Here is a 25,947-nt window from a genome sequence, read left to right as displayed (position 1 = left end):
GGCTTTGCCTCAGGTCTGTGGGTCGATGAAGGCGCGGTGGGTTTCGCGCAGCACCGCGCGGCGGGGGCGCCCGTTGCCGGTCAGCTCGCCCCGGCCGGGGTCAAAGGGCGCAGAGCCGCGCCAGCGGCCGACGCGGGCGTAGGCCGGCAGGCTGTCGTTGGCCCGGGCCACGGCGGCCTGAAGGGCCGCGGGCGGGATGTCGGCGCGCGAGGGGACCAGCACGGCGCAGAGTTCCGCCGCGCCTTCTCCGAAGACCGCCGCCTGGGCGATCTCGGGCTGGGCCAGCAGTTCGCTCTCCACCCACTCGGGCGCGATATTGCGGCCGAAGGCGGTGATGATCAGGTTCGTCTTGCGTCCGGTGATCGACAGGAAGCCCTCGGCGTCGATCGTCCCGATGTCGCCCGTGGCCAGCGCGCCGGCCTGCGGCGGCCCGCCCACATAGCCCAGGAAGGGCGCCGGACCGATCAGCACCTCGCCATCCGCGGCGATACTGAGCGACAGGTGCGGCAGGACACGGCCGACGGCGCCGGGGCGGTCCGCGTGGGGCGTGTTCAGCGCGACCACCGAGGCGCACTCGCTGAGGCCATAGCCCTCGTAGGCGGGAATGCCGACGGATCGCGCCCCGAGGATGAGCTGTCGCGCGACCTTGGCGCCGCCCACGGCGACCAGCTTCAGGGCCGGCAGCCGGCGCCCGGTCATCGCCAGACACGCGGTCAGAGCGCGCAGCAGTTCTGGCACGAGGATCAGGCTGTTGGCGCCCGCGGCCTCGACCACCTCGGCGAGCCGGGCGATGTCGGGGTGCAGGCCGTCGGCGAAGCCCAGGTCGGCGAGACCTCGCGCTTCGTAACAGCCGCCTGCCAGAAGGGTCGGATAGAGACCGGCGACATTCTCAAGCAGCACGCCCAGCGGCAGCACCGCCAGATGGCGTCCGGCGAACTCGCGTCCGATCACCTCGACCAGCGAGGCGGCCACGGCCTCCATCTGCGCCAACGAGAGACAGACCCCCTTGGGCGCACCGGTGGAGCCGGAGGTGTAGGTCACCTTGGCCGTGCCGGGATGCAACGTGCGCGGCGGCAGGGCCAGCTCGTCGGCTGCGATGGCCGAGCCCGCCACGGCGAGGATGGGGGATGTCGCCGTGGCGGGGGGCCGCACCAGCAGGCAGGCGCCTGCGTCGGTGAGGGCGTGCATGCGCTGTTCGGGCGTGAAGAAGGGGGGCAGGGGGACGCTGGGCCGGCCCAGCGCCATCAGCGCCAGGTCGACGACGACCCAGGCTGGACCATTGTCGAGCGCAACGCCCACCGGAGCGCCGGGCGACGATCTGGCGAGCCGCTCCCGCAGCCAGGCCTCGGTGCGCGCGATCTCCTGCCCGAGTTCGACCCAGGTCAACCGGACGTCCGGGCCCACGAGGGCCGCGGCGTCAGGCGATGTCCGGGCGTGGTCGGCGATCGCCGACAGAACCCGGCTCACGACGTCACCGCCCGCAGACGACGGACGGCACGGGCCGTCGACCGGGCGCGCAGACGCTCGCGAAGGTTTGGCAGCGCGCTGGACACGCCGATCTCGCCGGCGAACACCCGCGGCGCGCGGTCATAGTAGCTGCCCCAGTCGTGGGCGCCTTCGCCCAGGCGGGCCGGATCGGCGTCGCCCAGCGGTCGCAGGCCGAAGCCGGCCCGGCCCAGCAGCCGTTGCAGGTCGGGCCGGGCGGTGGCGACGGCGAAGCGGCGGCCGCAGACCGAAGCCAGCCAGGTGGCCAGCGCATTGAACATCTGCAGCGACGCGGCGGGGGAGTCGGACGCCAGCGACCCGATCTCCACGATGCTTTCGCGGGCCACCGGGCGACCGAACGCCTCGGCGACAGCCTGCTCGACCGGACTGTCCAGATAGCGTTCCAGGAACAGGGGGGCGGCCTCGGCGAACCGCACGCCGGCGGCGGCCAGCACCGCTCCATCCGGCGCGCGCAGACCCGTCACCAGGGGATAGTGGCGCGGGACGCGGGCCCCGAAAGCCTGCTCGAAGCGCGCCTCGACGAAGCGCTCGAAGTCCAGCCTCTGCGGATGGGATGGACCGGCGACCACCATCTGGGCCCTGGCCTGCGGACGCGGCGCGACGGACGGCGGCAGCTCGGTGTTACGCAACGGTTCGCTCAAGTCTTGGCCTCCAGGCATCGGCCCCCGATGAGCTGACGACGCCGCGGGCGGACCTCCTCAATCGCCGGCGAATCTTTTTTCAGCGGCGCGGCGAAGCGCTCGATTGCGCGGCCAGGGCAAATGCCCGAACAGTCGGGCTTCGCTGAAACCGGGACGCCTTGCGACGACATGGCCGATCCGCCGCCGCTGATCGCCGCCTACCTGCGCAAGCGGCCCGACCTTGTGCGGTTCTTCACCCTGCGCACGGGCTCGGCGGCCATGGCGGAGGACGTTGTCCAGGATCTGTTCCTCAAGATCCGCGACATGGAGCCCCCGGAAGACCTGCGCAGCGCCGACGCCTTTCTCTATCGCGTCGGGTCAAACCTGATGCTGGACCGGGCGAAGCAGCAGCGGCGACAAGCGGCGCGCGACGACACCTGGAACCGGGAGACCGTCGGGGAAGGCTCCGAGCCCGCCGCGCCGGACACCCCGGCCGACGAGGCGGTGGCGTCGCGCCAGCGGCTTCAGAAGCTGCTGGACGGGGTCGAGCGCCTGCCGCCCCAGGTGGCCGCGGCGTTCCGCCTGCACAAGTTCGACGGGCTCAGCCACGCCGAGGTCGCCCAGCGGCTGGGCCTCTCCAGAAGCTCGGTGGAGAAGTACATCATGACCGCGCTGCGCACGCTGATGGCCGAGATCGAGCGATGAATTGCGGACCTGACCGCGCGGCGGCGTCTATGGCTGAGGAGACCTTTTTCACGCCATGAGCGCGCCGTCCGACAACCTGCCGCCCGACCAGCCCCCGCCCGGTCCTCCGCCGCTTGGGGCGATCGTGCGCGACCGAGCGGTGGCGTGGCATGTCCGGCTGTCGTCCGACGACGCCGACGGCGACGACTGGCTGGCCTTCGAGGCGTGGCTGGCGGAATCTCCTGAGCATCTGGCGGCCTACGAGGCCGTGGAGCAGGTCTGGTCCGATCTGGACCAGGTGACGCTCGCGCCGACGGTGGTGACCTTGAAGCCGCGCGTGGCCCGGCGGCCGCTGCCCTGGCTGGGCGCGATCGCCGCCAGCCTGATCGCGGTGATCTTCCTCGGCACGATGCTCTGGACGGGGATGCCCCGCACGCAGACCTTGGAGACCGCGGCCGGCCAGCGGCAGGTCTTCGCGCTGGCGGACGGAAGCCACATCACGCTGAACGGCGGATCGCGGCTGACGGCCCGGATGGGCCGCAGCGAACGGCGGGTGGTCATGGCCGACGCCGGCGAGGCGGTGTTCGACGTCGCGAAGGACCCGGGCCGGCCCTTCCTGATCGAGGCGGGCGACCGCGAGATCCGGGTCGTGGGCACCGAGTTCAACGTCCTGCGTCACGGGGGCGTCGTGCGCGTCACGGTCCGGCGGGGCGTCGTCGAAGTCCGGCCCGCGGCGACGCCGCAGGCGCAGCCCATCGCCCGCCTCCGGGCCGGGCAGGCGCTGTCGCACCGCGCGGGCGGGGTCGAAGACGTCGTCACGGCGGCCGATCCCGACGCCGTGCTGGCCTGGACCGAAGGCCGCCTGGTCTTCCGCGGCGAGCCGCTCGGCGAGGTCGTCGCGACCCTGAACCGCTATGTGAAGACGCCCATCACCGTGGCCCCCGACGCCGCCGGACTGCCGGTCACCGCGATCCTGGCCGTCGGCGGCGAGGACGCCATGCTGCAGTCCCTTTCTGCGTTCCTGCCCGTGCAGGCCGATCGGCTTCCCGATAGTGTCAGGCTGAGCCTGCGTCGCCAGGCGCGCTGAGTCGGCGGTCTGCATGCCTAGTCGCCGCCGGACCCTGGGTCTGGCCGCAATCCTCGTCGCCCTGGGGGCCGTGCCGCGAACCGCCCTGGCGCGCGAGACAGCCGTGTCGATCGCCATTCCCGAGCAGCCCCGCCAGGCGGCCCTGATGGCGCTCGCCCGGCAGGCCGGGGTTTCCCTGGGCTTCGCGCCGGGCGCGCGCTGCGGCGGGCGGGCCGGCGTCTCCGGCCGCCTGGACCTGGATCAGGCGCTGGCGCGGCTGCTGGACGGCTCGGACTGCGTCGCCGCCCGCCCGGACCAGCGCACCGTGGTGATCCGCGCCCGTCCGTCTTCGCGCGCGCAACGACCGGTCGCGGCGCCGCAGCAGGCGCCGCCGCCGACCGAGGTGGGCGAGTTGGTGGTCACAGCCGACAAGACCGAGACGCTGCTGTCGGCGTCGCCCTACGGCCTGACGGCGGCCTCCGGGGCCGAGCTGGAGCGGCGGGGGGTGGGCGACGTTGCTGACCTGACGCTGCTCGTGGCGGGCGTGACCGTCACCAATCTGGGACCCGGGCGGGATAAGGTTCTCTTGCGGGGGCTGTCGGACGGGCCGCTGACGGGACACACCCAGTCGACGGTGGGGCTCTATCTCGGGGACTTCCGGCTCACCTACAACGCGCCGAACCCCGACCTGCCGCTGATCGACCTGGCCCGCGTCGAAGTGCTGCGAGGGCCCCAGGGCTCGCTGTATGGCGCGGGCTCCATCGGCGGCATCCTGCAGCTGGTCCCCAAGGCGGCCGACACGGCGCTGGCGTCGGGGCGGGTGTCGCTGGGCGCTTCGGTCACGGCCCACGGCGCGCCGTCGGGCCTGGCCGAGGGCGTGTGGAACCTGCCCCTCGCGGAGGGCCGCGGCGGGGTGCGCGCCGTCGCCTGGTCCGAGGTCGCCGGCGGATACCTCGACAACCCGCGACTGGGGCGCTCGAACGTGGGTCGCTCCACGCGTCGGGGCCTGCGCGTCTCGGGGCTGTGGCGCGCCCAGGACGATCTGGTCCTGGAGGCGACCCTGGTGAATCAGGCGATCAACACCCGCGACGCCCACTACGTCGACGCCGCTGGCGGCGCGCGCGTGCGCACGACGGCGGCCGCCGAGCCGCATGACAATGACTTCCTGGCCGCGTTCGCCACGGCGCGCTGGACGCCGGGCTGGGGGGAGCTGACAGCCAGCGTCGGCGCGCTCGATCACGAGGTCGGCACGATCTACGACGCCGCCCAGGCCCCGGCGACCCTGGTGGCGGGCGGGGGTCGTCCCTCGACCTTCGAGGATGGCAACGAGATCCGCGGCGTGGTGTCCGAGGTCCGCGTCTCGTCGAGGAACGGGCGGGGCCTGCGGCTGACCGCCGGCGTCTTCAACGCGATCGGCGACCAGCACCTGGACAGCGAACTCCATGCGGCTGACCCCGTGGCGGCCTATGCGGAGGTGCGGCGCGACCGCCTGCGGGAAAGCGCCGCCTTCGGCGAGGTGTCGTACGACGTCGGCCGGGACCTGACCCTGACCGTCGGCGGCCGCCTGTACGCCGCGCGCCTGCGGACGCGATCGGACATTAGGCTGGGCGTCCCCATCCGCAGCTTTGCCGGAGTCTCCCACGACACGGGCTTCGCGCCGAAGCTGCTGGCGGCCTATCGACCGGCGCCGGGCCTGACGGTGTATGTGCTGGCGGCGGAGGGCTATCGGACGGCGGGGTTCAACACCAGCGGGGACACCCGCCAGGCGTTCGGCGTCGGGCCCGGCGACCCCCAGCCCCTGCGGCGCTACGCCGGCGACGAGCTGTGGAGCTACGAGGCCGGCCTGCGGTGGCGTCGGGATGGCCTGGCGTTGCGCGCCGCGGTGTTCCAGGCCAAGTGGACCGCCATCCAGGCCGACCTTGTTCTGCCCTCCGGACTGCCTTTCACCGCCAACCTCGGCGAGGGCCGCAGCCGGGGTGTCGAGATCGAAGGCGGCTTCGAGCGGGGCGCCCTGTCGCTGGCTGCGAACATGGTCTGGCAGGACCCGGATCTGCGGCGCCCGGCCCCGGGGTCGCCGGGACGGTCCGACGCCGGACTTCCCGGCGTGCCCGACCTCACCTTCGCTGCCTCGGCGAGCTATCGCGTGGCCCTTGGCGAGGCCCGCGACCTCGATGTCGCCGCCAGCTATGCCTACACAGGACGATCGCGGCTGAACCTGGACCTGCGCAACGCGGCGGCCATGGGCGGCTATGGCGAACTGCGGCTGTCGGCGACGGTTCGCTCCGGCGACCACAGCCTGCGGCTCGCGCTGGACAACGCCCTCGACAGCCGCGGCGACACCCTGGCGTTCGGCAACCCGTTCAGCTTCCGGACCCAGGCCCAGGAGACGCCGCTCCGCCCCCGCACCCTGGCCCTGCGGGTCACCCGCGACTTCTGATCGGTCTCGCGACGGAAGTCGTTAGCGTGTTGTGTGGGCGCCGACCTCGCGGGCCAGGGCGATGAACGCCTTCAGGGCGGCCGAGGGGTTGCGCCGTCCCGGATAGTAGAGACACAGCGGCGGGCGCTGCAGGGCGAAGGCGTCGAGGACGGGGACGAGGCGGCCGGCCGCGATGTCGCTGCGCACGTCGGGCTCCATGAAGAACCCGAGGCCCAGCCCTTCCAGGACCGCCGTCCTCGACAGTCCGGCTTCGTCCAGGGTGATCGGCCCGTCCACGTCGATGTGGATGGTCTCGCCGCGCAGGTCGAACGGCCAGCGGAAGGGTGCGCCGTTCGGCAGGCGGACGCGGATGCAGGCATGGCCCAGGAGGTCGCTCGGGACCTGCGGCGCGGGGTGGGCCTCAAGGTAGTCGGGCGAGCCCACCACCACGTAGCGAAGCGCGGGTCCCAGGGGTACGGCGATCATGTCGGTAGGGACCAGGTCGGCGACGCGGATCCCCAGGTCGAAGCCGTCGGCCACCACGTCGACCAGCCGGCCCTCGGTGACGAGCTCGACGTGCACCTGGGGGTGACGCCGCAGATACTCGAGGATCAGGGGCGACAGGACCTCGCGGGCGGCGGTCGCGAACGCGTTGATCCGCAGGACGCCGGACGGCGTCGCCTGCTGCCCGCGCGCGAAGTCCATCGCGCCATGGATGTCGTGGAGGGCTGGTCCGACCTGGTCCACGAAGCCGCGCCCGGCGTCGGTCAGCGCCACGCTGCGCGTCGTGCGATTGAACAGGCGCACGCCGAGGGCCGCTTCCAGCTTCGCCACCGCGTTGCTGAGCGCGGTGGTCGAGACGCCGAGGTCGAGCGCGGCGCGGCGGAACGAGCCGTGCCGGGCGATCGCCAGCACGGCGTCCAGGTCACCGAGGCCGGGGCGGTACATTGTTGCGGATTACGGGATGCATGATCCCAGTTCGTCCCGCTTATCGCGACAAATGTCGAGGTCTAACTTTCAGGCTCAGACACAGGAGCGACGCATGGACCTGCACCCCGCGATTGAAACCTACTTCGACGCCGACCGTGAGGGCGCGCGCGATGCCCTGACCGGCACGTTCACGCCCGACGCCGCCGTGACCGACGAGGGCCGCACCTATCGCGGGCGCCAGGCGATCGGCGACTGCTGGACGGAGACCAAGGCGCGTTATCGGACGGTGCTGGAGCCGCTGAGCGCCGACCAGGTCGACGGTGCGACGGTGGTTGAGGCGCAGGTGACCGGCGACTTCCCCGGCAGTCCGGCGGTCCTGAAGTTCGCCTTCCGGCTGGACGCGCATGGGATCAGCTCGCTGGAGATCGGCGCATGAGCGGGTTCCTGTCGCTGGAGGGCAGGCGCGCCCTGATCACCTCGGGGACGCGCGGCGCAGGCGCCGCCACGGCGGCCCTGTTTCGCGAACTGGACGCGCGGGTGTTGACGGTCGCAAGGTCGCGAGGGGACGGCGCGGCGGATGACGATTTCCTCGCCGCGGACCTCAGCACGGCTGAGGGCTGTCAGACGGTCGCGTCCGCGGTGCGGCAGCGGTTCGGCGGGGTGGATATCCTGGTCCATATGCTGGGCGGGTCGTCGGCCCCGGCCGGTGGTTTCGCGGCCCTGAGCGACGATGTCTGGGCCGGCGAGCTCGCGCTCAACCTGATGCCCGCGGTCCGCCTGGACCGCGCGCTGGTCCCCGGCATGCTCGAGCAGGGCGGCGGCGTGGTCGTCCACGTGACGTCGATCCAGGGCGTGATGCCGCTGCCGGAAGCGACGACTGCCTACGCGGCGGCGAAGGCGGCCCTGTCGACCTACAGCAAGAGCCTCTCGAAGGAGGTCGCGCCCCGGGGCGTGCGGGTGGTGCGCGTCTCGCCCGGCTGGATCGAGACCGAGGCGTCCGTGGCGCTGGCCGACCGTCTCGCGCGGGAGGCCGGGGTTGATCGCGAAGGGGGCAAGCGGATCATCATGGACTCGCTGGGCGGCATCCCGCTGGGCCGTCCGGCGAAGCCGGAGGAGGTGGCCAACCTGATCGCCTTCCTCGCCTCGGACCGCGCCGCCGCAATCACCGGCGCGGAGTTCCTCATCGACGGGGGGACCGTGCCCACGGTCTGACGTGTGTGGCCCTACGTCTTCGGCGGGAGGACGCGGGCCGGATTGCCGACCACCGTGGCGCCGGCCGGGACGTTGCGGGTCACGACGGCGCCCGCGCCGACGGTGGCGCCGGCGCCGACGGTCACGCCGTTGATGATGACGGCGCCGAGGCCCACGAACGCCTCGTCCTCGATCGTGACGTAGCCCGCCGCGTGGACGCCTGGCGCTATCGAGACGAAGTCGCCGACCGAATTGTCGTGGTCGATCGAGGCGGCGGTATTCAGCAGGCAGAAGCGACCGATGCGGGCGTCGGACTGCACGATCGCTCCGGCGGACACGACCGTGCCCGCGCCCAGGGTCGCGGTCGTGGAGATCGTGGCGGCGGGGTGCGCCAGCGGCGGGAGGCTGGCCTGGGCCTGCAACAGCTGGAGCGCGAGCGGCCGGCGCGCGGCGCCCTGAACGGCGACGACGAGATCGACGCCCGCCAGGAAGGCCGGGTCATCCAGCAGCGCCGCGTCGCCGAGTCGCTCCAGCGGGGTTGTGGGCGGCTCGGGATTGTCGCCGAACTCCACGTAGCCCGACAGGGGGCGGCCCCGGGCGGCCGCGGCCTCGGCGACGATGCGGGGCAGCGATCCGCGCCCGGCCCCGACCATGATCAGCGGCCGCATGCCTAGGCTCTGTCCGAAAAAGCGTGGCAGGCCGACATCTGGTTCGTCTCCTGGCTCGGCAGTCTATGCCGCCGCGGCGATGCGGTCGCGCAGCTCGTCGGCGGTGAGGATGCTGATGGTCCCGCCGTCGGCGGCGAGGGCTTCGGCCTTGAGGAAGTCGGCGCTGGTGCGGACCCCGGCGGAGAAGGGGCGGGGGCCGGCGACGACCAGCAGGGTGGTGGTGCGGCCGACGCCAGCCATGACGCGGCCGCCGGCGGCGGCGATCCGGGCCGGCAGGTCGGTGTCGTGCGGCGAGGCGATCAACGCGACCCTCTCGCCGGCCAGAGGGCCTTTGGCGGCCGGGGCGGGGCGAAGCTTTCGACCCCGCCGCGGGGTCTGGCCTCTCCAGGGCGCGGCCAGGTAGCCCGCGAGGTCGAGGCCGGTCGTCTCCATGGCGCGGACGACCACCCAGCCGGCGACGCGGGCGTCGCTGAGGGCGTCGTGGTGCTTGTGCTCCAGGTCGAGATGGCTGGCCAGCGCGTTGAGCCGGTGGGTCGGCAGGTCGGGCCAGGCGTGGCGGGCGACCTTCACGCTGTCGAGCCAGCGGCTGCGGATCATCGGCAGCCCCGCGATCCGGCAGGCGGCATTGAGCGCGCCCTGGTCGAAGTTGGAATGGGCCACCGTGACGCGGCCGCCCAGGTGTTCGAGCAGCGTGCCATACAGGCGCGGAAAACTGGGCTGGTCGGCGACGTGCTGGGGGCCGATGCCGTGCAGCCGGGTATTGAAGGGGCTGAAGGAGTCCTGCGGGTCGACCAGGGTCTCGTAGGCGAAGACCTCGCGGCCGCCCGCGAACCCCACGATGCCGATCTGGCAGATGCTGGAGGCCCGGTTGCAGGCGGTCTCGACATCGATGACGACGAAGTCGGGGTCAGCGGCGGCCGGGGAGAACGGCAGCGGCCTGTCGCGTGGCTCAACCAACGGGTCGAGCGCGGACGCCGGCTTCAGGCCGTACTGTCGGGCCAGGTCCTGCAGAATCGGCGCGGTCATCCCGACGCAGTGTGGCGACCCCGTCAGGCGAGGCCAAGGGGTGGCGACATTCTGAAATCCTGGAGACATGTGAGGGCGCGAGCTACCCTGGCGCGAAAGAGCATGAGGGGGAAAACATGGCGGGGTTTCTAAAGGTCGGATTGCTGGCCGGGGCGTTGGCGGCGGCGGTGGCCGCGGGATCGCCGGCGGTCGCGGCCAAGGCCGTGGACGCCAAGGCGTCGTCGCTGGTGATGGGCGATGCCGCGGCGCTGGGGTTCGATCCGGCCAAGCTGGATGTGGCGCGGCAGGCGCTGAAGGCGGACGTCGCCAGCGGCAAGATCGCCGGCGCGTATCTGCTTGTGGGCCGCAAGGGCAAGGTGGCGTTCCAGGAAGGCTTCGGCGTGCAGGGGCCGGGCCAGACGAAGACGCCCGACGCCGAGACCATCTGGCGGATCTTCTCGATGACCAAGCCGATCGTATCGGTCGTGGCGATGACGCTGGTCGAAGAGGGCAAGCTGGACGTCGATGCGCCGGTCTCGAAGTACCTGCCGGAATACAAGGACCTGAAGGTGTGGCAGGCCGACGGGTCCAGCGTCCCGGCGACCAAGCCGATGCTGGTGCGCCACCTGATGAGCCATACCTCGGGCCTGATCTACGGCTTCATCCAGCCGAACGCGCCGATCGCCAAGGCCTGGGCGGCGGGCGGTGAGAACCGCAACGACGTGAACAATCGCGAGTACGCCAAGCTGATCGCGGCGCTGCCGCTGAAGGCCGAGCCGGGGACGGCGTGGAACTACTCGCGCTCGACCGACGTGCTGGGCGCGGTGGTCGAGGTGGCGGGCGGCAAGCCGCTTGACGTCCTGGTTCGCGAGCGCGTGACGGGCCCGCTGGGCATGACCGACACGGGCTTCTGGCAACCCGCGGCCAAGGCGGCGCGGTTCGCCGAGCCGAAGACGGCCGTGCCCTTCATGTACTTCGACTACACCAAGCCGCCGGTGATGCAGTCGGCGGGCGGCGGGCTCTCGTCGACGGCCGAGGACTACCTACGCTTCGCGCTGATGCTGTCCGGGGACGGCGAGTACAAGGGCGTGCGGATCCTGAAGAAGGAGACGCTGATGCGGATGCGGCAGGACGAGACGACGCCCGAGACCCGGCGCGCCGGCGTGTTCTTCCCCGGTCCGGGCATGGGCTTCGGCCTCGGGTTCAGCCTGGTGAACGACGACAAGCTTCAGCGGCCGGGGAACGGGACGTTCTCGTGGTGGGGCATCGCCGGCACCGAGTTCTGGGTCGACCCGAAGAATGAGACCTTCGTGATCTTCATGATCCAGGCCCGCGAGCTGGCGCAGGAGTATCAGCGGAAGAACCGGACGTGGGTCTACGATGCGCTGGTGAAGTAGGGGGCCGAGCAGGTCTCTCTCCCCGCAAGGGGGAGAGGGCCCCGCCACACGAACCGACCATGTGCGAGAGCGCCGCCGCAAACAGGAAGGGTTTGCGGTAGGTTGGGCGCATGTCGTCGCCCGACCCGCCCATCGACTACATCGCGCGCACCCATGCCTGGTACGGCGCGCTGGGGTATGCGCCGTATCGGTATGCGGCGTTCGAGGAGACGCCCTTCGCCCCATTGGGACGGAGGCTGGCCGAGGCGCGAGTGGCGCTGCTGACGACGGCGGCGCCCTATCGGCCCGAGTTGGGCGACCAGGGACCAGGGGCGGCCTACAACGCGGCGGCCAAGTTCTATGAGGTGTGGTCGGGGGACGTGAGCGTCGCGCACGACCTGCGGGTCAGCCACGTGGCGGTGGACCAGGCACACCTATCCGACGACCAGAATTGCTGGTTCCCGCTGCGGGCGTTGCAGAGGGCGGCGGCGGCCGGGCGGATCGGCGAGGTGGCGGCGCGCTTCCACGGCGTGCCCACCAACCGCAGCCAGCGGCACACCCTGGAGGTCGATGCGCCGCAGGTGCTGGCCCGGGTGCGGGAGGACGGCGCCGACGCCGCCGTGCTGGTGGCCAACTGTCCTGTCTGCCACCAGTCGATGACGCTGGTGGCGCGTACGCTGGAGGCGGCGGGCGTCGCCACGGTGGTCGTGGGCGCGGCGAAGGATGTCGTGGAGCAGGTGGGGGCGCCCAGGTTCCTGTTCTCGGACGTGCCGCTGGGCAACGCCGCGGGATTGCCGCGGGACGTTGGCTCGCAGGACCTGGTGATCGAGATGGCGCTGGCGCTGCTGGAGAGCGCAACGGCGCCGCGGACGACCGTGCAGACGCCGCTGACGTGGCCGGTCGCGGGGTGGAAGCGGGACTACATGAACCTGGACGGGCTGACGCCCGAGGAAATCGCACGGCGGCGCGCCGAGAACGAGGCCAACCGGGCGGTCGCGGCGGGGCTGCGAGCCTAGCTCTCGAACAGCGCGGCGATGTCGTCGAGGGCCTCGGGCGGGATGGCGTTGTGGCGCGGGTCCATGACCACCGACTGACCCAGGTAGGCCCAGTAGAGGAAGGCGGCGCGCGGCGCGGCGCGATCGGCGGGGACGCCGGCGTCGGTGAGCAGGGTTTCGACCCGGGCCAGGCGGCGGCTGTCGACCTCGGCGAGGGCTGCGGCGACCTGGGCGTCTTCGGCGGCCCAGGCGCGGACGGCCCGCTCGAGGCTGCGGCCGGGGCGCATCGTGCGCTGGAGCAGCAGCTTCAATCCTCCAGGACCCGTGGCGCGGGCGTCGAGGTCGCGGATCACCTGGTCGGTCGTGGCCTTCCGCCAGGCGGCCAGCAGCTGGGTGCGGAAGTCGTCGATGTCGGCGAAGTGCCAGTAGAAGCTGCCGCGCGACACGCCCAGGCCCGCGGCCATCGCGCCCACCTTCAGCCCGTTGTGCCCCTCGCCTGCCAGAGTGAGCAGGCCGTGACGGAGCCACGCGTTCCTGGAGAGCCGCTTTGGGGTCATCGCGGGTACCATACACGAGTGTATTGACTCGCCAAGCGCTCCGACCATACATAAGTGTATGGTCATGCAGGTTCAGGACTGGGCCCTCCTGTGGGCCGGAATGATCGGCGGCGGCGTGGCGGTGATCCACGGCGTGCTGACCCAGAAGCTGATGGTGGCGCCGGTGACCGCGCAGACGCGGCTGTCGCCGGTGATCCGGCGGCTGACGGCGGCGCTGCTGCAGTATTCGACGTTCAACTGGCTGCTGGGCGGGGCAGCCCTGATGCTGGTGGCCGTCACGGCGGTGGGGCCGCAGGCCAAGCTGGCAGTGGGCCTGCTGGTCGGATCGTCGTATCTGTTCGCTGTGGTCGGCAACTTCTGGGGCACGCGCGGCCGCCATCCGGGCTGGGCGCTCTATGCGGTCGGCCTGGGCCTGATCGTCTTTGGCCTCTGGGGGAACATCGCATGACCTTGCCCGCGATCGACGGCTGGCGCGCCTACATGGAGAGCCACGACACGAAGGTGCTCTGGGCGCTGCTGGATGAAGACGCGGTCTTCGAGAGCCCGGTGGTGCACACGCCGCAGCGGGGGCGCGAGATCACGTTCAAGTACCTGGTCGGGGCGCTGTCGGTGCTCGGGGGCGAGGGCTTCCGCTACACCCGCGAGTGGGCGAACGAGACCGGCGTTGTGCTGGAGTTCGAGACGCAGATCGAGGGCATCACGATCAACGGCGTCGACCTGATCGAATGCACGCCGGACGGCGAGCGGATTGTCCACTTCAAGGTGATGATCCGGCCGCTGAAGGCCATCAACCTGCTGCACCGGCTGATGGGCGAGCAACTGGCCAAGGCCTGAGCCCCGCCGTACGCTCCAGCCATGGAGTTGGGTCCACAGACGCTGGCGCTGCAGGCGCGGCTGGAGGCGCTGCCGGGAGCCGTGGGCGAGCCGATGACCGCCTCGCGCGGCCGCGAGCCGCTGGTGATCCTTTACAAGGTGATGGGCAAGATGTTCGCGATCCTGGCGGTGCGCGGACCCCAGAACGTGATCGTCAAATGCGATCCCCATCTGGCCGAGATCCTGCGCGAGCAGTACGCGGGCGTCGGCCACCGCTCGCATCTGGACCGGCGGTTCTGGATCAGCATCGACCTGGACAGCGACGTGCCGGCCGATGAGATCGTGCGGCTGGCCGAGGGCAGCTACCGGCTCATCTGCAAGGGGTTGACGAAAAAGCAGAGGGCCGAGTTGGCGGCGCTGGGCTGAGCGCCCGCCTCAGGGATTGCGCCGCATCGACGAGTCGCCACGGCGGGACTGTTCGTTGAGCAGGCCCAGGGTGTGGCGGGCGTCTTCCTCGGACAAGCCGACCTGGGGCGCGCCGCCCACGATCGCCGGCTCGCTGGTCCAGATGACGAAAACCGTGAAGCCGGACTTGTCCGGGCGGATGGCGTAGCGGTCTCTCTTGCGTTCGTCAGGCATCGCGGCGGACCTTGCCCCATCCGCGCCGGCCCTGCCAAGCCGCCCGTGACGTCAACCTGTCAGGTCAGGGCTTCGAGGGCGGCGGTCTCGCCCCGCAGGCGCACGGCGTCGCGGGCAGGCGGGGCGCCGAAGTGGCGGGCGTATTCGCGGCTGAACTGCGAGGCGCTTTCGTAGCCCACGGCGTAGCCGGCGCGGCTGACGTCGCGGCTGGCGATCAGCAGGTTGCGGGCGTGCTGAAGGCGGAGCGTCTTCTGGAACTGCAACGGACTCATGGCCGTGGCGGCCTTGAAATGGCGGTGGAACGAGGCGGCGCTCATGCCCGCCAGGTCGGCCAGGTCTTCCACGCGCATGGGCCGGTCGAAGTGGGTGCGGATCCACTCGACGGCGCGGCGCACGCGGGAGAGGCGGCTGTCGCCGGTCGCGATCTGGCGCAGGACCGGGCCCTGCGGCCCCTGGAGCAGCCGGTAGAGGATCTCGCGCTCGATCAGCGGCGCCAGGACCGGCAGGTCGGCGGGTGTATCGAGCAGCGCGATCAGCCGGGTCCAGGGATCGACCAGGTCGCGGGTGACGGGGCTGACCGCGAACGCCTGCGCCCGGGCGTCGGGCCGTTCGGGCGGGGCAGGCACGCTGGGCAGAAGCGAGGCCAGCACGTCGCGCGACAGGCGGAGGCTGACCGCCAGGTAGGGCCGGTCTCGGCTGGCCTCGACGATGCGGCCGGCGGCCGGCAGGTCGAGGGAGGCGATGAAGTACCCCTGGGGATCGTAGCGCAGCACCTGATCGCCGATCAGCACCTCCTTGGCGCCCTGAAGGACCAGGCAGACCATCGGCTCGTAGACGCCTGACATCAGGCCCGAAGGCGCCTCCGCCCGATGGATGAACAGGCCCGAAAGCGGCGTGGCGGTTCGGGTGTCGGCGGCGTGGCGCAGGGCGGTCGCGCGCAGGGATTCGAGCAGGTCGGCCATGGTCGGATGATCGGATCGTATGCCTATACGCGCAAGGGCCGGACGCGTGCGAAGGGCTTCGGTGAGAGGATCAGGCAACGGTTCGAGGCGATTGGGCGCGCGTGATGAGACGTTCGCCGCCAAATTCACGGACAACGGCGCGGCCCTGCCGTCGCCCCAATGCGGAGAACGATCATGAGCAAGGCCTTTGGACACGACAGCACGACCGACGAGGTGCTGGAGGGCGTGGACCTGACCGGTAAGCGTGTGCTGGTCACCGGCGTCTCGGCCGGCCTGGGCGTCGAGACGGCCCGCGCGCTCGCGGCGCATGGCGCGCAGGTGACCGGCGCGGCCCGCGATCTGACCAAGGCCCGCGCCGTGACGGCCGGCATCCCCGGCCTCGAGTTGATCGAACTGGACCTCGCCTCGCTGGCCAGCGTCCGCGCGGCGGCCGACGCGCTGGCGGCGGCGGGCAAGCCGTTCGATCTGGTGATCGCCAATGCCGGCGTCATGGCCACACCGTTCGGCAAGACCGCAGACGGCTTCGAGACCCAGTTCGGGACCAACCACCTGGGCCACTTCGTGTTCGTGAACCGGATCGCCTCGTTGTTCGCGCCCGGCTCGCGTTTGGTGAACCTGTCGTCGGCCGGTCACCGTTTCTCGGACGTCGACCTGGACGACCCGAACTTCGAGCGCACGCCCTATGCCGAGTTCGTCGCCTACGGTCGGTCGAAGACCGCCAACGTGCTGTTCGCGGTGGAGTTCGACCGGCGCCACAGGGACCGCGGCGTGCGGGCGACGGCGGTGCATCCCGGCGGCATCCAGACCGAGCTCGGCCGCTACATGACCGAGGAGGTGCGCCAGCAGATGCTGACCGCCGCGACCCAGGCCGCCCCGGCCGGCGGGGCGACGGCGTTCCGCTGGAAGACCATTCCGCAGGGCGCGGCGACCTCGGTCTGGGCGGGCGTGGTGGCGCCGGCCGAGGCCGTGGGCGGCCGATACTGCGAAGACTGCCACGTGGCCGAGGTGGTCGACGCCGAAGGCCTGCGCGGCGGCATCCGCTCGTACGCCCTGGACCCCGCACGGGCCAAGGCGCTCTGGGCGAAGAGCGAGGAAATGGTGGGCGAGGCCTTCAAGAGCTGAAAACGGCGCCCCCTTCTCCCGGCCGGAGAGAAGGGGGCGTCCTTAGCGGACGCCGTGGATCTGGGCGGATTCTTCGGCGAGGCTCTTGATCTCGCGGATGGCGTCCTCGGCCTGTCGATCCAGGGCTGGGGCGTCGTTGGCCGCGTAGGGGCCGGTCGTGAAGTCGAGCCGGGTCATGCGGCCGTTCTGGGTGATTTCGAAGGTGTCGCAGAACGAGCGGCCCTCGGGCGCCACCACGCCCTCGGTGTACTCGAACTTGAGCAGCTTCTCGGGGCGGACGGCGGTGACGGCGCCACGGGCGCGGGTGCGGCCGCCGGCTTCCTTCCAGGTGACCTCCTCGCCTTCGCGCCAGGAGGTGCGGATGTGCAGGCCGTCCTGGTAGGCGGCCGCCCACTCTCGAACCAGCTCGGGCGTGGTGAGGACGCGCCAGACCTCATGGGGCGGCGCATCGATGTCCAGGGTGTGCTTCAGCGTCGTCATGGGCGTGCTCAACTCGACAACCAACCTTCTGTGGAACGACGAAGTTCCCGAGTTTGGATGCACCCTGCCAAACGCGGAGGTTGAGCCGATCCGAGCCCGTTTCGGGATTTCCCCCTTCCGGACTGCAGCGCGGTTCAACCGACAGGAGGTAGCCTGCCCGATGGCGGCGAAAACGTGTCGCCGCCAAATTGTCGCACCTCCAATGCGATCCGATCGACAATACGATTGATTCTGAGAATCATTCGCAATAAGAGCGCTTCCAGTTCAGCTCGGAGATCGGACTTTCATGCGCCTTGCCCTGTTCGGCTTCGCTTCGGCGATCGTGCTCGCGGCTGTGCCGGCCCTCGCAGACGAGGGGGACGCGGCCGCGTCTGTCGACCCTGTCACCGTCCTGGGCTCGCGGACCGAGAAGCTTCAGAGCGAGGTCCCGGCGACGATCAGTGTGATCACCGCCGAAGACCTGGAAGATCGGTTGGCGGCCGACATCCGCGACGTTGTGAAGCTGGAGCCCGGCGTGTCGGTTCGGTCCAGTCCGACGCGGTTCGGGGCGGCGCTGGGCGCGACAGGCCGCGACGGCAACGCCGGGTTCAACATCCGCGGCCTGGAAGGCAACCGTGTGCTGATCCAGGTGGACGGCGTGCGCGTGCCGGACGGGTTCAGCTTTGGCGCACAGGCGACGGGCCGCGGGGACTATCAGGATCTGGACCTGATGAAGTCGGTGGAGATCCTGCGCGGTCCGGCATCGGCCCTCTATGGCAGCGACGGTGTGGCGGGGGCGGTCAGCTTCACCACCAAGGATCCGGCCGATTTTCTGAAGGGTGACGCCAGCTTCGGCGGCCGGGTGCGCAGCGTCTACGGCTCGGCCGACGGCAGTCTCGGCGGGACGACGATCGTCGCCGGTCGCCAGGGCCGGGTCTCGGCGATGCTCGCCTATGCCTACCGCCAGGGCCATGAGACCGAAACGCAAGGGTCGAACGACGCGGCCAACACCGACCGCACGACGGCCAACCCCCAGGATGTTTTGACCCGCTCGTTGCTGGGCAAGCTGGTCTACGAGGCCTCGGACAACAACCGGATCCGCCTGAGCGCCGAACACTTCGACCGCAACATCGACACCAACGTGCTCAGCGGCATCGCCAAGCCGCCGCTGAGCGCGGCCAGCGTGCTGGCGCTGCATGCGGCCGACGACATCGAACGCGACCGCATCACCCTGGACCAGCGCCTGACGCTGGACGGGGGGCCGGTCGAGCGCGTCGCCTGGTCGGCCTACTGGCAGGATTCGAGGTCGGCGCAGTTCACGGCGGAGGACCGCAACGTCTCTGCCGACCGCACGCGGCGGAACACCTTCAACAACCGCATCCTGGGCGTGGCCGCGCAACTTGAGAGCGGGTTCGCCGTCGGAGCCGTCGAGCACAGGCTGATCTACGGCTTCGACGCCTCGAAGACGCGCCAGACGGGCCTTCGCGACGGGACCGTGCCGCCGGCCGGAGAACCTTTCCCGACCCGGGCGTTCCCGACCACCGACTACGTCCTGGTCGGCGCGTTCGTGCAGGACGAGATCGCCTTCGCCGCCGGCCGGCTGATGGTCTATCCGGCCCTGCGCTACGACCACTACGACCTGAACCCCAAGGCCGACCCCCTGTTGCCGACCTTCGCGCCGGCCGACTCTTCCGGCGGGCGGGTCTCGCCGAAGCTGGGCGTGGTGTTCAAGCCGACCGAGCAGACCCGGCTGTTCGCCAACTACGCCTGGGGCTTCAAGGCGCCGGCGCCTTCCCAGGTGAACAACGTGTTCTCCAACCCGATCCAGAACTACACCTCCCTGCCCAATCCCGATCTGAAGCCGGAAACGAGCGAGGCGCTCGAGGTCGGCGCCCGATGGGTGTCGCCGATCTGGTCGGTGGAGGTCGTGGGGTTCTCGGGCGAGTACGAGAACTTCATCGAGCAGGTGCAGGTGGCGGGCGCGTTCACGCCGACCAATCCCGGCGTGTTCCAGTACGTGAACTTCAGCAAAGTGAAGATCCACGGGATCGAGGGCCGTGCGCGGCTGAAGCTGGAGAACGGCCTGGGTGCGTTCCTGGGCGTCGCCTACGCCAAAGGCGACACCTACAACCCGACCAAGGCGCCGCTGGACTCGGTGGATCCGGTGAAGGTGACCGCCGGGGTCAGCTATCGCGACGGCGAAGGGCGCTTCGGCGGCGAGCTGACCGTCGTGCGAACCGAGCGCAAGGCGGCCGAGCGCGTGGCCGTGGCCTGCACGCCGGCGTGCTTCCGCCCAACCGCCTCGACTGTGATCGACGTCACCGCTTTCTGGCGCGTCGCCGACGGCCTGACCGCGCGAGCCGGCGTCTTCAACCTGGGGGACGAGACATACGCCTACTGGAACGACGCACGGGGCCTGTCGTCCACGGCCGCCAGCCGCGACGCCTACACCTTGCCCGGCCGCAACGTTTCGCTCTCGCTCACCTACGACTTCTGACGAAGGATACCCTCATGACGACGCGCCGAACCTACATCACCCTGAGCTTCGCCTTTGCTCTCGCCGCCGCCGCGCCTGCGCTGGCCGCCGGCAAGCCGCCCGAGCAAGACCGCCAGTCGATCCTCGCAATGGCCGGCGACTACAAGGTGCGCTTCGACATGCGTGAAACGACGGCGTTCGTTCCTGACTACACGCCACTGGAGCCGAAGCGGAGCGGCGGCCACGAGGTGGTGCGCGTGGTCGAGGATCGCGGCGACTTCATCAGCCTGCAGCACCTGCTGGTGGTCGAGGGCGAGGACAAGACGCCCGTCATCGTGAAACACTGGCGTCAGGACTGGATGTACGAGCCGACCAAGGTGGTGGTCTATGAGAGCGCCGGCCGCTGGATCCAGAAGCCCGTGTCTGCGGCCCAACGCAAAGGCGCTTGGTCCCAGACGGTGTGGCAGACCGACGACTCGCCCCGCTACGGCGGCGTGGGCAAGTGGGTCTACGACCACGGCGTCGCCCGCTGGCAGAGCGACCAGACCCTGCGCCCCCTGGCCCGGCGCGACGCCGTGCGTCACCCGGCCTACACCTGGTACGTCGGTGTGAACCGCCATGCCCTCACGCCGAACGGCTGGGTGCACGAGCAGGACAACGCGAAGGTGGGCGTGCGCGACGGCAAGCCGGTGACCTACGTTCACGAGGTGGTGGTCAACACCTACGAGCGGTTCAACGGCTACAACGTGGCCGCCGCGGACGACTACTGGACCAAGACCAAGGGCTACTGGGCCGACGTGCGGGGCGCCTGGGACCAGGCGATCGCCAAGGGCGGCGGCGTGGCTGTGACCGAGGAGGCTCAGGCCGGATCGGTGACGGGTCCCAAGCTGATGGGCCTGGCTGACGAGATCGCCGAAGGCCGGATCGACGCGACCCGGGCCTCGGCCGAGGCTCGGGCCTTGATCGCCAGCGCCGAAAAGGCCCGCCCGTTGGCGGCGCTGAAGTAGTCCGCTAGCTCCAGGGTCCGGCGCGGCGGGCTCGCGTCAGCGGCACGGCGCTGGCGCGCACGCGGGCAACCGCTGGGCCTTGCCCGCCCATCTGCATCAGGGCGCGGACGCGGTTCTCGGTGGCCGGGTGGGTCGAGAACAGGTTGTCCGTGCCGCTGCCGGCCAGCGGGTTGATGATGAACATGTGGGCGGTGGCCGGATTGCGCTCGGCGTCAGCGTTGAAGTAGCCGCCGCGCGCATAGGCGTCGATCTTCTGCAGGGCCGAGGCCAGCGCCTGGGGATCGCCGGCCATCTCGGCGCCCTCGCGGTCGGCTTCGTACTCGCGGCCGCGGCTGATCGCCATCTGCACCAGGGCCGCGGCCATGGGCGCCACGATCATCATCACCAGCATGCCGACGATGCCGGTGGGGCGGCCTTCCTCGTCACGGCCGCCGAACAGGAAGGCGAAGTTGGCCAGCATGCCGATCGCGCCGGCGATGGTGGCGGTGATGGTCATGGTCAGCGTGTCGCGATGCTTCACGTGAGCCAGCTCGTGGGCCATCACGCCCCGGATCTCGCGACGGTCCAGCATGCTGAGCAGGCCCCGGGTCGCCGCGACGGCGGCGTGCGCCGGATCGCGGCCGGTGGCGAAGGCGTTCGGCTGGTCCTGGTCGATCACATAGACCTTGGGCGCCGGCATGTTGGCGCGGGCCGCCAGCTCCAGCACGTCGTTCACATAGTTGCGGATCAGCGGCTCAGGGTGCGAGGCGTCGACCTCGGTCGCCCGGTACATGGAGAGCACGATCTTGTCGGCGTTCCAGTAGCTGAACACGTTCATGCCGGCCGCCAGCACGAAGGCGATCAGCATGCCGGTGGCCCCGCCGATGAGATAGCCCACGCCCAGGAACAGGGCCGTCATGGCCGCGAGCAGGGTGAAGGTGCGAAGGTGGTTCTTCATGGTCCTTGCGAAGTGGTTCTAAACCTAGGCCACCATATGGGATCGGTCGTACGCGTATGAAAGAGCGTACGCGTATGTGGGAGAGAACCAGATGTCCGACGCCGTCGCCGCCACCTTGCAGTCGACCCTGGGCCAGATACGCGTCGTGAGCCTGGAGGATGGCAAGGCGGTCATCGAGTACGAGGTCGGGCCGCAGATGTGCCATTCGGGCGGGGTGGCGCAGGGCGGTTTCGTCTGTGGCTGGATCGACGCGGCTATGGCGCACGCCTCGATCTCGCTCATGCCCGAGATGACCCCGATGTCGCTGGAGCTGAAGGTCAGCTACTTCGCGCCCGCCCGGCCGGGGCGCGTGACCGCCGAGGGCTGGATCGAGCGGCGCGGCCGCGCCACCTGCTTCGCCGAGGGCCGCCTGCTCGACCCCGAGGGCAAGGTGCTGGCCAAGGCCAGCTCGACCATCCGCCTGATCCCGCGTGATGCGGTCGAGGCGGCGGCGAAGAAGGCGCTGAGCTAGCGCTTCCGGAAGACCAGCGAGAGGTTGTTAGCGGGCATGGCGATGCGTTCGGCCAGCGTGAGGCCGTACCCGTAGGCGAGCGCGGCGACATCTTCCAGGCGGCGCAAACCCCAGGCGGGATTGCGGTCCTTGAGGCTCTGGTCGAAGGCCAGGTTGCTTGGCGCCGTCTCGACGTCGGCTTCCAGGTACGGGCCATAGAGGTAGAGCAACCCGCCCGATGGCAGCAGGCGCGCGGCGCCCGTCATCAGCCCCTGTGTCGCCGACCACGGCGAGATGTGAATCATGTTGATGTTCACCACCGCGTCTGCGTGGCCGACGGGCCAGCTGTCCGGATCGGACGCATCGAGGCGCAGGGGCGGCAGGAGGTTCGGCAGGGCGGCGTGATCGCGCCAGGCGGCGATGCTGATCAGCGCCTCCGGGTCCGGGTCGGTGGGCTGCCACTGCAGGTGGGGCAGGGCGGCGGCGTTGTGGACGGCATGCTCGCCGGCGCCGGCAGCGATCTCCAGCACCAGGCCGCGGGCAGGCAGGCGCGGCGCCAGCGCCTTGAGGATCGGCTCGCGATTGCGCGCCGTCGATGGCGAGACCCGGGCGCCGGAGGGTGGAGTGTCGGACATGAGGTCTCTTACCGCGCCCCGGCGGCGGCGGGCGAGGGCCGGACAGTTCGGGCTTTCCTGACGCAGGGGCGAGTGCGGTCTAGTCGGGAGAAGATGCGGATGGACGGGAGAGCGGCGTGAACCTTGAAGCCAGCGAACAGGACGACGCGTTCCGGGCGACCGTTCGGGCGTATTTCGAGACCGAGTATCCGCAGGACATCCTGGCCAAGCTCGCCAACGGCCAGACGCTGGACAAGGCCGACCTGGTCGCCTCGGAACGGGCGCTGAGCGCAAAGGGCTGGCTGGCGCCGGGATGGCCGAAGGCCTATGGCGGCACCGGGTGGACCGTGGCCGAACGCTTCATCTTCGACGAGGAGCTGGAGCGGGCCGGGGCGCCGGGCGTGTCGCCGATGGGGCTGCTGTACGTGGCTCCGGTGATCTACACCTTCGGAACCCAGGCGCAGAAGGACCGCTGGCTGGGCGATATCCTGGCGTCGCGGACGTTCTGGGCGCAGGGCTATTCCGAGCCGGACGCCGGCTCTGACCTGGCGTCGCTGCGCACCCGCGCCGTGCGCGACGGCGACCACTACATCGTGGACGGCGAGAAGACGTGGACCAGCAACGGCCACTACGCCGACTGGATCTTCTGCCTGGTGCGGACCTCGGACGAGGGCAAGAAGCAGGCGGGGATCACCTTCCTCTGCATCGACATGGCGACGCCGGGGATCGAGGTGAAGCCGATCATCACCATCGACGGCGGCCACCACCTGAACAGCATCACGTTCACCGGCGTCCGCGTGCCGGTCGAGAACCGCATCGGCGACGAGGGTCTGGGCTGGACCTATGCGCGGCACCTGTTGAACCACGAGCGGACCTCCTACGCCCACGTCGCCGGCAAGCGGCGCCAGCTGGAGGCGCTGCGCGAGGCCTCGGCCGAGGCGCCCTGGGGGGACGAGCTGGCGCGGCAGGGCTCGGGCCTGCGGCGTCGCACCGCCGAGGCCGAGATCGACCTGATGGGCCTGGAGATGACGACGCTGCGCGCGCTGGCGCCGCTCACGAACGGCGATGCCCCCGGCGACGAGGCCTCGATCATCAAGATCGCCGCCACCGAGACGGCCCAGAAGATCACCGAGCGCTACCTGGAGCTGGCCGGCCCATACGCCCAGCCGTTCTTCGCCGATCGCGAGCGCGCCGACTGGCGCGCCGGGCTGGAGGACATTCCGGCCTTCGCGGCGCCGGGGACAGCCAGCTACTTCTTCACCCGCGCCCAGACGATCTACGGCGGCACGAACGAGATCCAGAAGAACATCATCGCCCGCCAGCTGGGGCTCTGAGTCGGGGCGCGTCTGCCCCGGGGGCGCGGTTGGCAATGTCCCGTCGCGCAGCGGACGTCCGCTAAGCGGCTAGACCTGGGCCAAAGCGGTTCGCGCCGGGATCACCGCGCCTGGCGCCAACCCAGAGCGTAAAGGCGGCCAGTCCAAGGAAAGCTGCGATGGCCAGTCCACCGTAGACCACGCTGGGAGGCTTCAAAGTGGCGAGCCCGCTTAGCAACCCGAGGAACGCGATGATGGGTGCGAAGGCCCACATTCCCGAGCGACCGAAATCATGGAGGCGCGCTGCGTGTAGAAGCAGCCATACAGGAACAAACCCGCCGTTGAGCAACCAAGGAAATGGCTTGGCCAGAAGGGCCACAGCCGCCGCCAAGGCAAGAAGCCCGGCCCAAAAGTAGCCCCGCCGAAGGCGTAGGTTGAGTATTCGGGGAAGTGGGTGTGTCACCGAACATCTCTTAGCGGACCTCCTAAAGATCGCCTACGGGTCGGGAGACGGCGCTGCGTTCTCGCCAGGCAGGGCGGCGCCCCCCGGAAGGTCGCCCTCAGCTCGCCACCGCCAGCGGCAGGGCGGGGCCGTTGGCTTCACGCAGCATGGCTTCCATGGCGTCGGCCGACATGGGTCTGGCGAAGAAGTAGCCCTGCATGCGTTCGCAGCCGGCCGAGCGCAGGAACAGCGCCTGGCTCTCGTGTTCGACGCCTTCGGCCACGATGCGCACGCCCAGCGAGCGGGCGGCGTGCAGCATGGCCGCCACCAGCTTGGAGACCCGCGCGTCGCGGCCCACGTCGTCGATCAGCGAGCGGTCCAGCTTCACCGTCTGGATCGGCAGGTGCATCAGGGCGCGCAGGTTGGAATACCCGGTGCCGAAGTCGTCCAGCGCCACGTTCACGCCACGCGCGGCCAGGCGCTCGATGTGGCGGCGCGCCAGCGCCAGGTCCTGCAGCAGGAAGGTCTCGGTGATCTCGACGGTCAGGGCCGTGGCCGGCAACGCGGTCTTGCCCAGGCGGCCGATCAGCTTGCGCGAGAAGCCGGGGTCCAGCAGGTCGCGCGGGGAGACGTTGACCGACACCACCTCGATCAGCCCGTCGGCCACCCACGGCGCGGTGGTGGCGCAGGCCGCCTCGAAGACGGCCTCGTCGATGGTGCGGATCAGGCCCAGTTCCTCGGCCATGGGCACGAAGGCGCCGGGGGCCAAGAGGCCCTTCTCGGGGTGGCGCCAGCGGGCGAGCACCTCGACGCCGACCATGCGCGCGGTCATGGCGTCGATTATGGGCTGGAACCAGGGCTCGATCTCGCCGGCCGGGATGGCGCGGCGCAGTTCGGCCTCGAGTGTGCGGCGGGCCTCGGAGGCGGCGCGCAGGTCGGAGTCGAAGCAATGCCAGCGCCGCCCGCCGCCCGACTTCGCCCGGTAGAGCGCCATGTCGGCGAAGCGCTGCAGGTCGACCGCGTCGCTGGCGTCGCGGGGGAACACGGCCACGCCGACCGATCCGCCCGAGGCGACCGTGCGACCATAGATGATGTGCTGCTGGCCCAGCGTCTGGATCAGCCGTTCGGCGCGCGCGGCGATGTCGGGAGCGCTGGAGATGACGGCGAACTCGTCGCCTCCGAGGCGGGCCACCAACTCGCCGGGCAAGGCGTCTTCGCGGAGTCGCTGGCCCAGCTCGGCCAGCAGCATGTCGCCGGCGTGGTGGCCCAGGCTGTCGTTCAGGCTCTTGAAGCGGTCGAGGTCGATGACGAAGAGGGCCACCTGGCCGCCGGCCGCACGCGCCTCGTCGAGGCGCTCGCAGAGGCCCGAGGTGAAGGCGCCGCGGTTGACCAGGCCGGTCAGCGAGTCCGTTTGGGCAAGCCGAAGCGTCAGCTCGCGCTCGGCCTCCAGCTCGGCCACGCGAGCGGCCAGCTCGGAAAGTCTGTCGGACAGTTGCGCCACGGATGCTCTGGAAGGAGTTCTCTCTCCATGCCGAGCATCATCGAACGGGGCTAATTCCGCGTTGAGGGATAGGGTTACCGGCCGTTAGGACGCCGGGGGCGCACGCCGCTCGGCGCACGGTGATTTCCCTTGCGCCGTCTTGCCGCCACTCAAAATGA

General features: G+C 70.6%; 28 protein-coding genes. 15 read left to right on the top strand and 13 right to left on the bottom strand.

Annotated elements, in window-relative coordinates:
* Positions 1 to 9: 9 nt before the first annotated feature.
* Together ACQ66R_RS10090 and ACQ66R_RS10085 are read right to left on the bottom strand one after the other, a co-directional pair.
* Positions 10 to 1,467 carry an AMP-binding protein gene (locus ACQ66R_RS10090; RefSeq protein WP_430421582.1) on the bottom strand — a complete coding sequence of 486 codons (1,458 nt, stop codon included), beginning with the start codon at positions 1,465 to 1,467 and terminating at the stop codon, positions 10 to 12.
* The gene (locus ACQ66R_RS10085; RefSeq protein WP_430421580.1) at positions 1,464 to 2,147 is read right to left on the bottom strand and encodes a thermostable hemolysin; all 684 of its coding nucleotides are present in this window, start codon (positions 2,145 to 2,147) and stop codon (positions 1,464 to 1,466) included. The genes ACQ66R_RS10090 and ACQ66R_RS10085 overlap by 4 nt, the downstream gene beginning before the upstream one ends.
* A 120-nt stretch (positions 2,148 to 2,267) precedes the next feature.
* Between ACQ66R_RS10085 and ACQ66R_RS10080 the strand changes: the two genes are divergently transcribed.
* The 3 genes from ACQ66R_RS10080 to ACQ66R_RS10070 are packed head-to-tail and all read left to right on the top strand — an operon-like array spanning position 2,268 to position 6,313.
* Positions 2,268 to 2,831: an RNA polymerase sigma factor gene (locus tag ACQ66R_RS10080; RefSeq protein ID WP_430421578.1), complete on the top strand. Its 564-nt coding sequence runs from the start codon at positions 2,268 to 2,270 to the stop codon at positions 2,829 to 2,831.
* 55 nt (positions 2,832 to 2,886) lie between these two features.
* Entirely contained in the window at positions 2,887 to 3,897 is a 1,011-nt protein-coding gene (locus ACQ66R_RS10075) for a FecR family protein (protein ID WP_430421576.1), read from the top strand.
* Positions 3,898 to 3,910: 13 nt separating this feature from the next.
* Positions 3,911 to 6,313: a TonB-dependent receptor gene (locus ACQ66R_RS10070; RefSeq protein ID WP_430421574.1), complete on the top strand. Its 2,403-nt coding sequence runs from the start codon at positions 3,911 to 3,913 to the stop codon at positions 6,311 to 6,313.
* 21 nt (positions 6,314 to 6,334) lie between these two features.
* Here ACQ66R_RS10070 and ACQ66R_RS10065 read toward each other — a convergent pair whose 3' ends face one another.
* Positions 6,335 to 7,240, bottom strand: coding sequence for a LysR family transcriptional regulator (locus ACQ66R_RS10065; protein ID WP_430421573.1), 906 nt, complete (start codon positions 7,238 to 7,240; stop codon positions 6,335 to 6,337).
* Between the two features lie 94 nt (positions 7,241 to 7,334).
* Between ACQ66R_RS10065 and ACQ66R_RS10060 the strand changes: the two genes are divergently transcribed.
* Together ACQ66R_RS10060 and ACQ66R_RS10055 are read left to right on the top strand one after the other, a co-directional pair.
* Positions 7,335 to 7,658 carry a hypothetical protein gene (locus tag ACQ66R_RS10060; RefSeq protein ID WP_430421571.1) on the top strand — a complete coding sequence of 108 codons (324 nt, stop codon included), beginning with the start codon at positions 7,335 to 7,337 and terminating at the stop codon, positions 7,656 to 7,658.
* On the top strand, positions 7,655 to 8,434 hold the full coding sequence (locus ACQ66R_RS10055; protein ID WP_430421569.1) for an SDR family oxidoreductase: 780 nt from the start codon (positions 7,655 to 7,657) through the stop codon (positions 8,432 to 8,434). The genes ACQ66R_RS10060 and ACQ66R_RS10055 overlap by 4 nt, the downstream gene beginning before the upstream one ends.
* 11 nt (positions 8,435 to 8,445) lie before the next feature.
* Here the strand turns inward: ACQ66R_RS10055 and ACQ66R_RS10050 are convergent, their stop codons facing one another.
* Together ACQ66R_RS10050 and ACQ66R_RS10045 are read right to left on the bottom strand one after the other, a co-directional pair.
* Positions 8,446 to 9,081 carry a NeuD/PglB/VioB family sugar acetyltransferase gene (locus ACQ66R_RS10050; RefSeq protein ID WP_430421567.1) on the bottom strand — a complete coding sequence of 212 codons (636 nt, stop codon included), beginning with the start codon at positions 9,079 to 9,081 and terminating at the stop codon, positions 8,446 to 8,448.
* Between the two features lie 63 nt (positions 9,082 to 9,144).
* Positions 9,145 to 10,107, bottom strand: a complete 963-nt coding sequence (locus tag ACQ66R_RS10045; protein WP_430421565.1) for an exonuclease domain-containing protein — start codon at positions 10,105 to 10,107, stop codon at positions 9,145 to 9,147.
* A gap of 116 nt (positions 10,108 to 10,223) precedes the next feature.
* Between ACQ66R_RS10045 and ACQ66R_RS10040 the strand changes: the two genes are divergently transcribed.
* Both ACQ66R_RS10040 and ACQ66R_RS10035 read left to right on the top strand, forming a co-directional pair.
* A complete protein-coding gene (locus ACQ66R_RS10040) occupies positions 10,224 to 11,483 on the top strand; it encodes a serine hydrolase domain-containing protein (RefSeq protein WP_430421563.1) in 1,260 nt (419 codons plus the stop codon).
* Positions 11,484 to 11,593: 110 nt separating this feature from the next.
* On the top strand, positions 11,594 to 12,478 hold the full coding sequence (locus ACQ66R_RS10035) for a hypothetical protein (protein WP_430421561.1): 885 nt from the start codon (positions 11,594 to 11,596) through the stop codon (positions 12,476 to 12,478).
* Here the strand turns inward: ACQ66R_RS10035 and ACQ66R_RS10030 are convergent.
* The gene (locus ACQ66R_RS10030; protein WP_430421559.1) at positions 12,475 to 13,014 is read right to left on the bottom strand and encodes a TetR/AcrR family transcriptional regulator; all 540 of its coding nucleotides are present in this window, start codon (positions 13,012 to 13,014) and stop codon (positions 12,475 to 12,477) included. The genes ACQ66R_RS10035 and ACQ66R_RS10030 overlap by 4 nt on opposite strands.
* 58 nt (positions 13,015 to 13,072) lie before the next feature.
* On the opposite strand from ACQ66R_RS10030, the gene ACQ66R_RS10025 reads away from it, so the two are divergent.
* The 3 genes from ACQ66R_RS10025 to ACQ66R_RS10015 are packed head-to-tail and all read left to right on the top strand — an operon-like array spanning position 13,073 to position 14,253.
* Positions 13,073 to 13,462 (top strand): hypothetical protein, encoded by a 390-nt coding sequence (locus ACQ66R_RS10025; RefSeq protein WP_430421557.1) that lies wholly within the window; start codon positions 13,073 to 13,075, stop codon positions 13,460 to 13,462.
* A complete protein-coding gene (locus tag ACQ66R_RS10020) occupies positions 13,459 to 13,848 on the top strand; it encodes a nuclear transport factor 2 family protein (RefSeq protein ID WP_430421555.1) in 390 nt (129 codons plus the stop codon). The genes ACQ66R_RS10025 and ACQ66R_RS10020 overlap by 4 nt, the downstream gene beginning before the upstream one ends.
* Positions 13,849 to 13,869: 21 nt before the next feature.
* Complete coding sequence (locus ACQ66R_RS10015) at positions 13,870 to 14,253, top strand: MmcQ/YjbR family DNA-binding protein (RefSeq protein ID WP_430421553.1); 384 nt, start codon at positions 13,870 to 13,872, stop codon at positions 14,251 to 14,253.
* Between the two features lie 9 nt (positions 14,254 to 14,262).
* Here ACQ66R_RS10015 and ACQ66R_RS10010 read toward each other — a convergent pair whose 3' ends face one another.
* Both ACQ66R_RS10010 and ACQ66R_RS10005 read right to left on the bottom strand, forming a co-directional pair.
* Positions 14,263 to 14,466, bottom strand: a complete 204-nt coding sequence (locus ACQ66R_RS10010) for a hypothetical protein (protein ID WP_293362513.1) — start codon at positions 14,464 to 14,466, stop codon at positions 14,263 to 14,265.
* 59 nt (positions 14,467 to 14,525) lie between these two features.
* The gene (locus ACQ66R_RS10005) at positions 14,526 to 15,428 is read right to left on the bottom strand and encodes an AraC family transcriptional regulator N-terminal domain-containing protein (protein WP_430421551.1); all 903 of its coding nucleotides are present in this window, start codon (positions 15,426 to 15,428) and stop codon (positions 14,526 to 14,528) included.
* A gap of 174 nt (positions 15,429 to 15,602) precedes the next feature.
* On the opposite strand from ACQ66R_RS10005, the gene ACQ66R_RS10000 reads away from it, so the two are divergent.
* Complete coding sequence (locus ACQ66R_RS10000) at positions 15,603 to 16,550, top strand: SDR family NAD(P)-dependent oxidoreductase (protein WP_430421549.1); 948 nt, start codon at positions 15,603 to 15,605, stop codon at positions 16,548 to 16,550.
* 42 nt (positions 16,551 to 16,592) lie between these two features.
* Here ACQ66R_RS10000 and ACQ66R_RS09995 read toward each other — a convergent pair whose 3' ends face one another.
* Complete coding sequence (locus tag ACQ66R_RS09995; protein WP_430421547.1) at positions 16,593 to 17,030, bottom strand: SRPBCC family protein; 438 nt, start codon at positions 17,028 to 17,030, stop codon at positions 16,593 to 16,595.
* 286 nt (positions 17,031 to 17,316) lie between these two features.
* Between ACQ66R_RS09995 and ACQ66R_RS09990 the strand changes: the two genes are divergently transcribed.
* On the top strand, positions 17,317 to 19,506 hold the full coding sequence (locus ACQ66R_RS09990) for a TonB-dependent hemoglobin/transferrin/lactoferrin family receptor (RefSeq protein ID WP_430421545.1): 2,190 nt from the start codon (positions 17,317 to 17,319) through the stop codon (positions 19,504 to 19,506).
* A gap of 14 nt (positions 19,507 to 19,520) precedes the next feature.
* Entirely contained in the window at positions 19,521 to 20,492 is a 972-nt protein-coding gene (locus ACQ66R_RS09985; protein WP_430421543.1) for a DUF6607 family protein, read from the top strand.
* 4 nt (positions 20,493 to 20,496) lie between these two features.
* Here ACQ66R_RS09985 and htpX read toward each other — a convergent pair whose 3' ends face one another.
* The gene (htpX, locus tag ACQ66R_RS09980; protein ID WP_430421541.1) at positions 20,497 to 21,429 is read right to left on the bottom strand and encodes a zinc metalloprotease HtpX; all 933 of its coding nucleotides are present in this window, start codon (positions 21,427 to 21,429) and stop codon (positions 20,497 to 20,499) included.
* Between the two features lie 91 nt (positions 21,430 to 21,520).
* On the opposite strand from htpX, the gene ACQ66R_RS09975 reads away from it, so the two are divergent.
* Positions 21,521 to 21,940, top strand: a complete 420-nt coding sequence (locus ACQ66R_RS09975; protein ID WP_430421539.1) for a PaaI family thioesterase — start codon at positions 21,521 to 21,523, stop codon at positions 21,938 to 21,940.
* Here the strand turns inward: ACQ66R_RS09975 and ACQ66R_RS09970 are convergent.
* A complete protein-coding gene (locus ACQ66R_RS09970; protein WP_430421537.1) occupies positions 21,937 to 22,554 on the bottom strand; it encodes a DUF938 domain-containing protein in 618 nt (205 codons plus the stop codon). The two genes, ACQ66R_RS09975 and ACQ66R_RS09970, sit on opposite strands and share 4 nt — an antisense overlap.
* 116 nt (positions 22,555 to 22,670) lie before the next feature.
* On the opposite strand from ACQ66R_RS09970, the gene ACQ66R_RS09965 reads away from it, so the two are divergent.
* The gene (locus ACQ66R_RS09965; RefSeq protein ID WP_430421535.1) at positions 22,671 to 23,867 is read left to right on the top strand and encodes an acyl-CoA dehydrogenase family protein; all 1,197 of its coding nucleotides are present in this window, start codon (positions 22,671 to 22,673) and stop codon (positions 23,865 to 23,867) included.
* 61 nt (positions 23,868 to 23,928) lie between these two features.
* Here the strand turns inward: ACQ66R_RS09965 and ACQ66R_RS09960 are convergent, their stop codons facing one another.
* Both ACQ66R_RS09960 and ACQ66R_RS09955 read right to left on the bottom strand, forming a co-directional pair.
* Positions 23,929 to 24,225: a DUF805 domain-containing protein gene (locus tag ACQ66R_RS09960; RefSeq protein ID WP_430421533.1), complete on the bottom strand. Its 297-nt coding sequence runs from the start codon at positions 24,223 to 24,225 to the stop codon at positions 23,929 to 23,931.
* 181 nt (positions 24,226 to 24,406) lie between these two features.
* Positions 24,407 to 25,789 carry a putative bifunctional diguanylate cyclase/phosphodiesterase gene (locus ACQ66R_RS09955; RefSeq protein ID WP_430421531.1) on the bottom strand — a complete coding sequence of 461 codons (1,383 nt, stop codon included), beginning with the start codon at positions 25,787 to 25,789 and terminating at the stop codon, positions 24,407 to 24,409.
* Between the last annotated feature and the right edge of the window lie 158 nt (positions 25,790 to 25,947).

Source organism: Phenylobacterium sp. (assembly GCF_965284355.1).
GTDB lineage: Bacteria > Pseudomonadota > Alphaproteobacteria > Caulobacterales > Caulobacteraceae > Phenylobacterium.
This window is presented reverse-complemented; position numbering and strand designations above follow the sequence as displayed.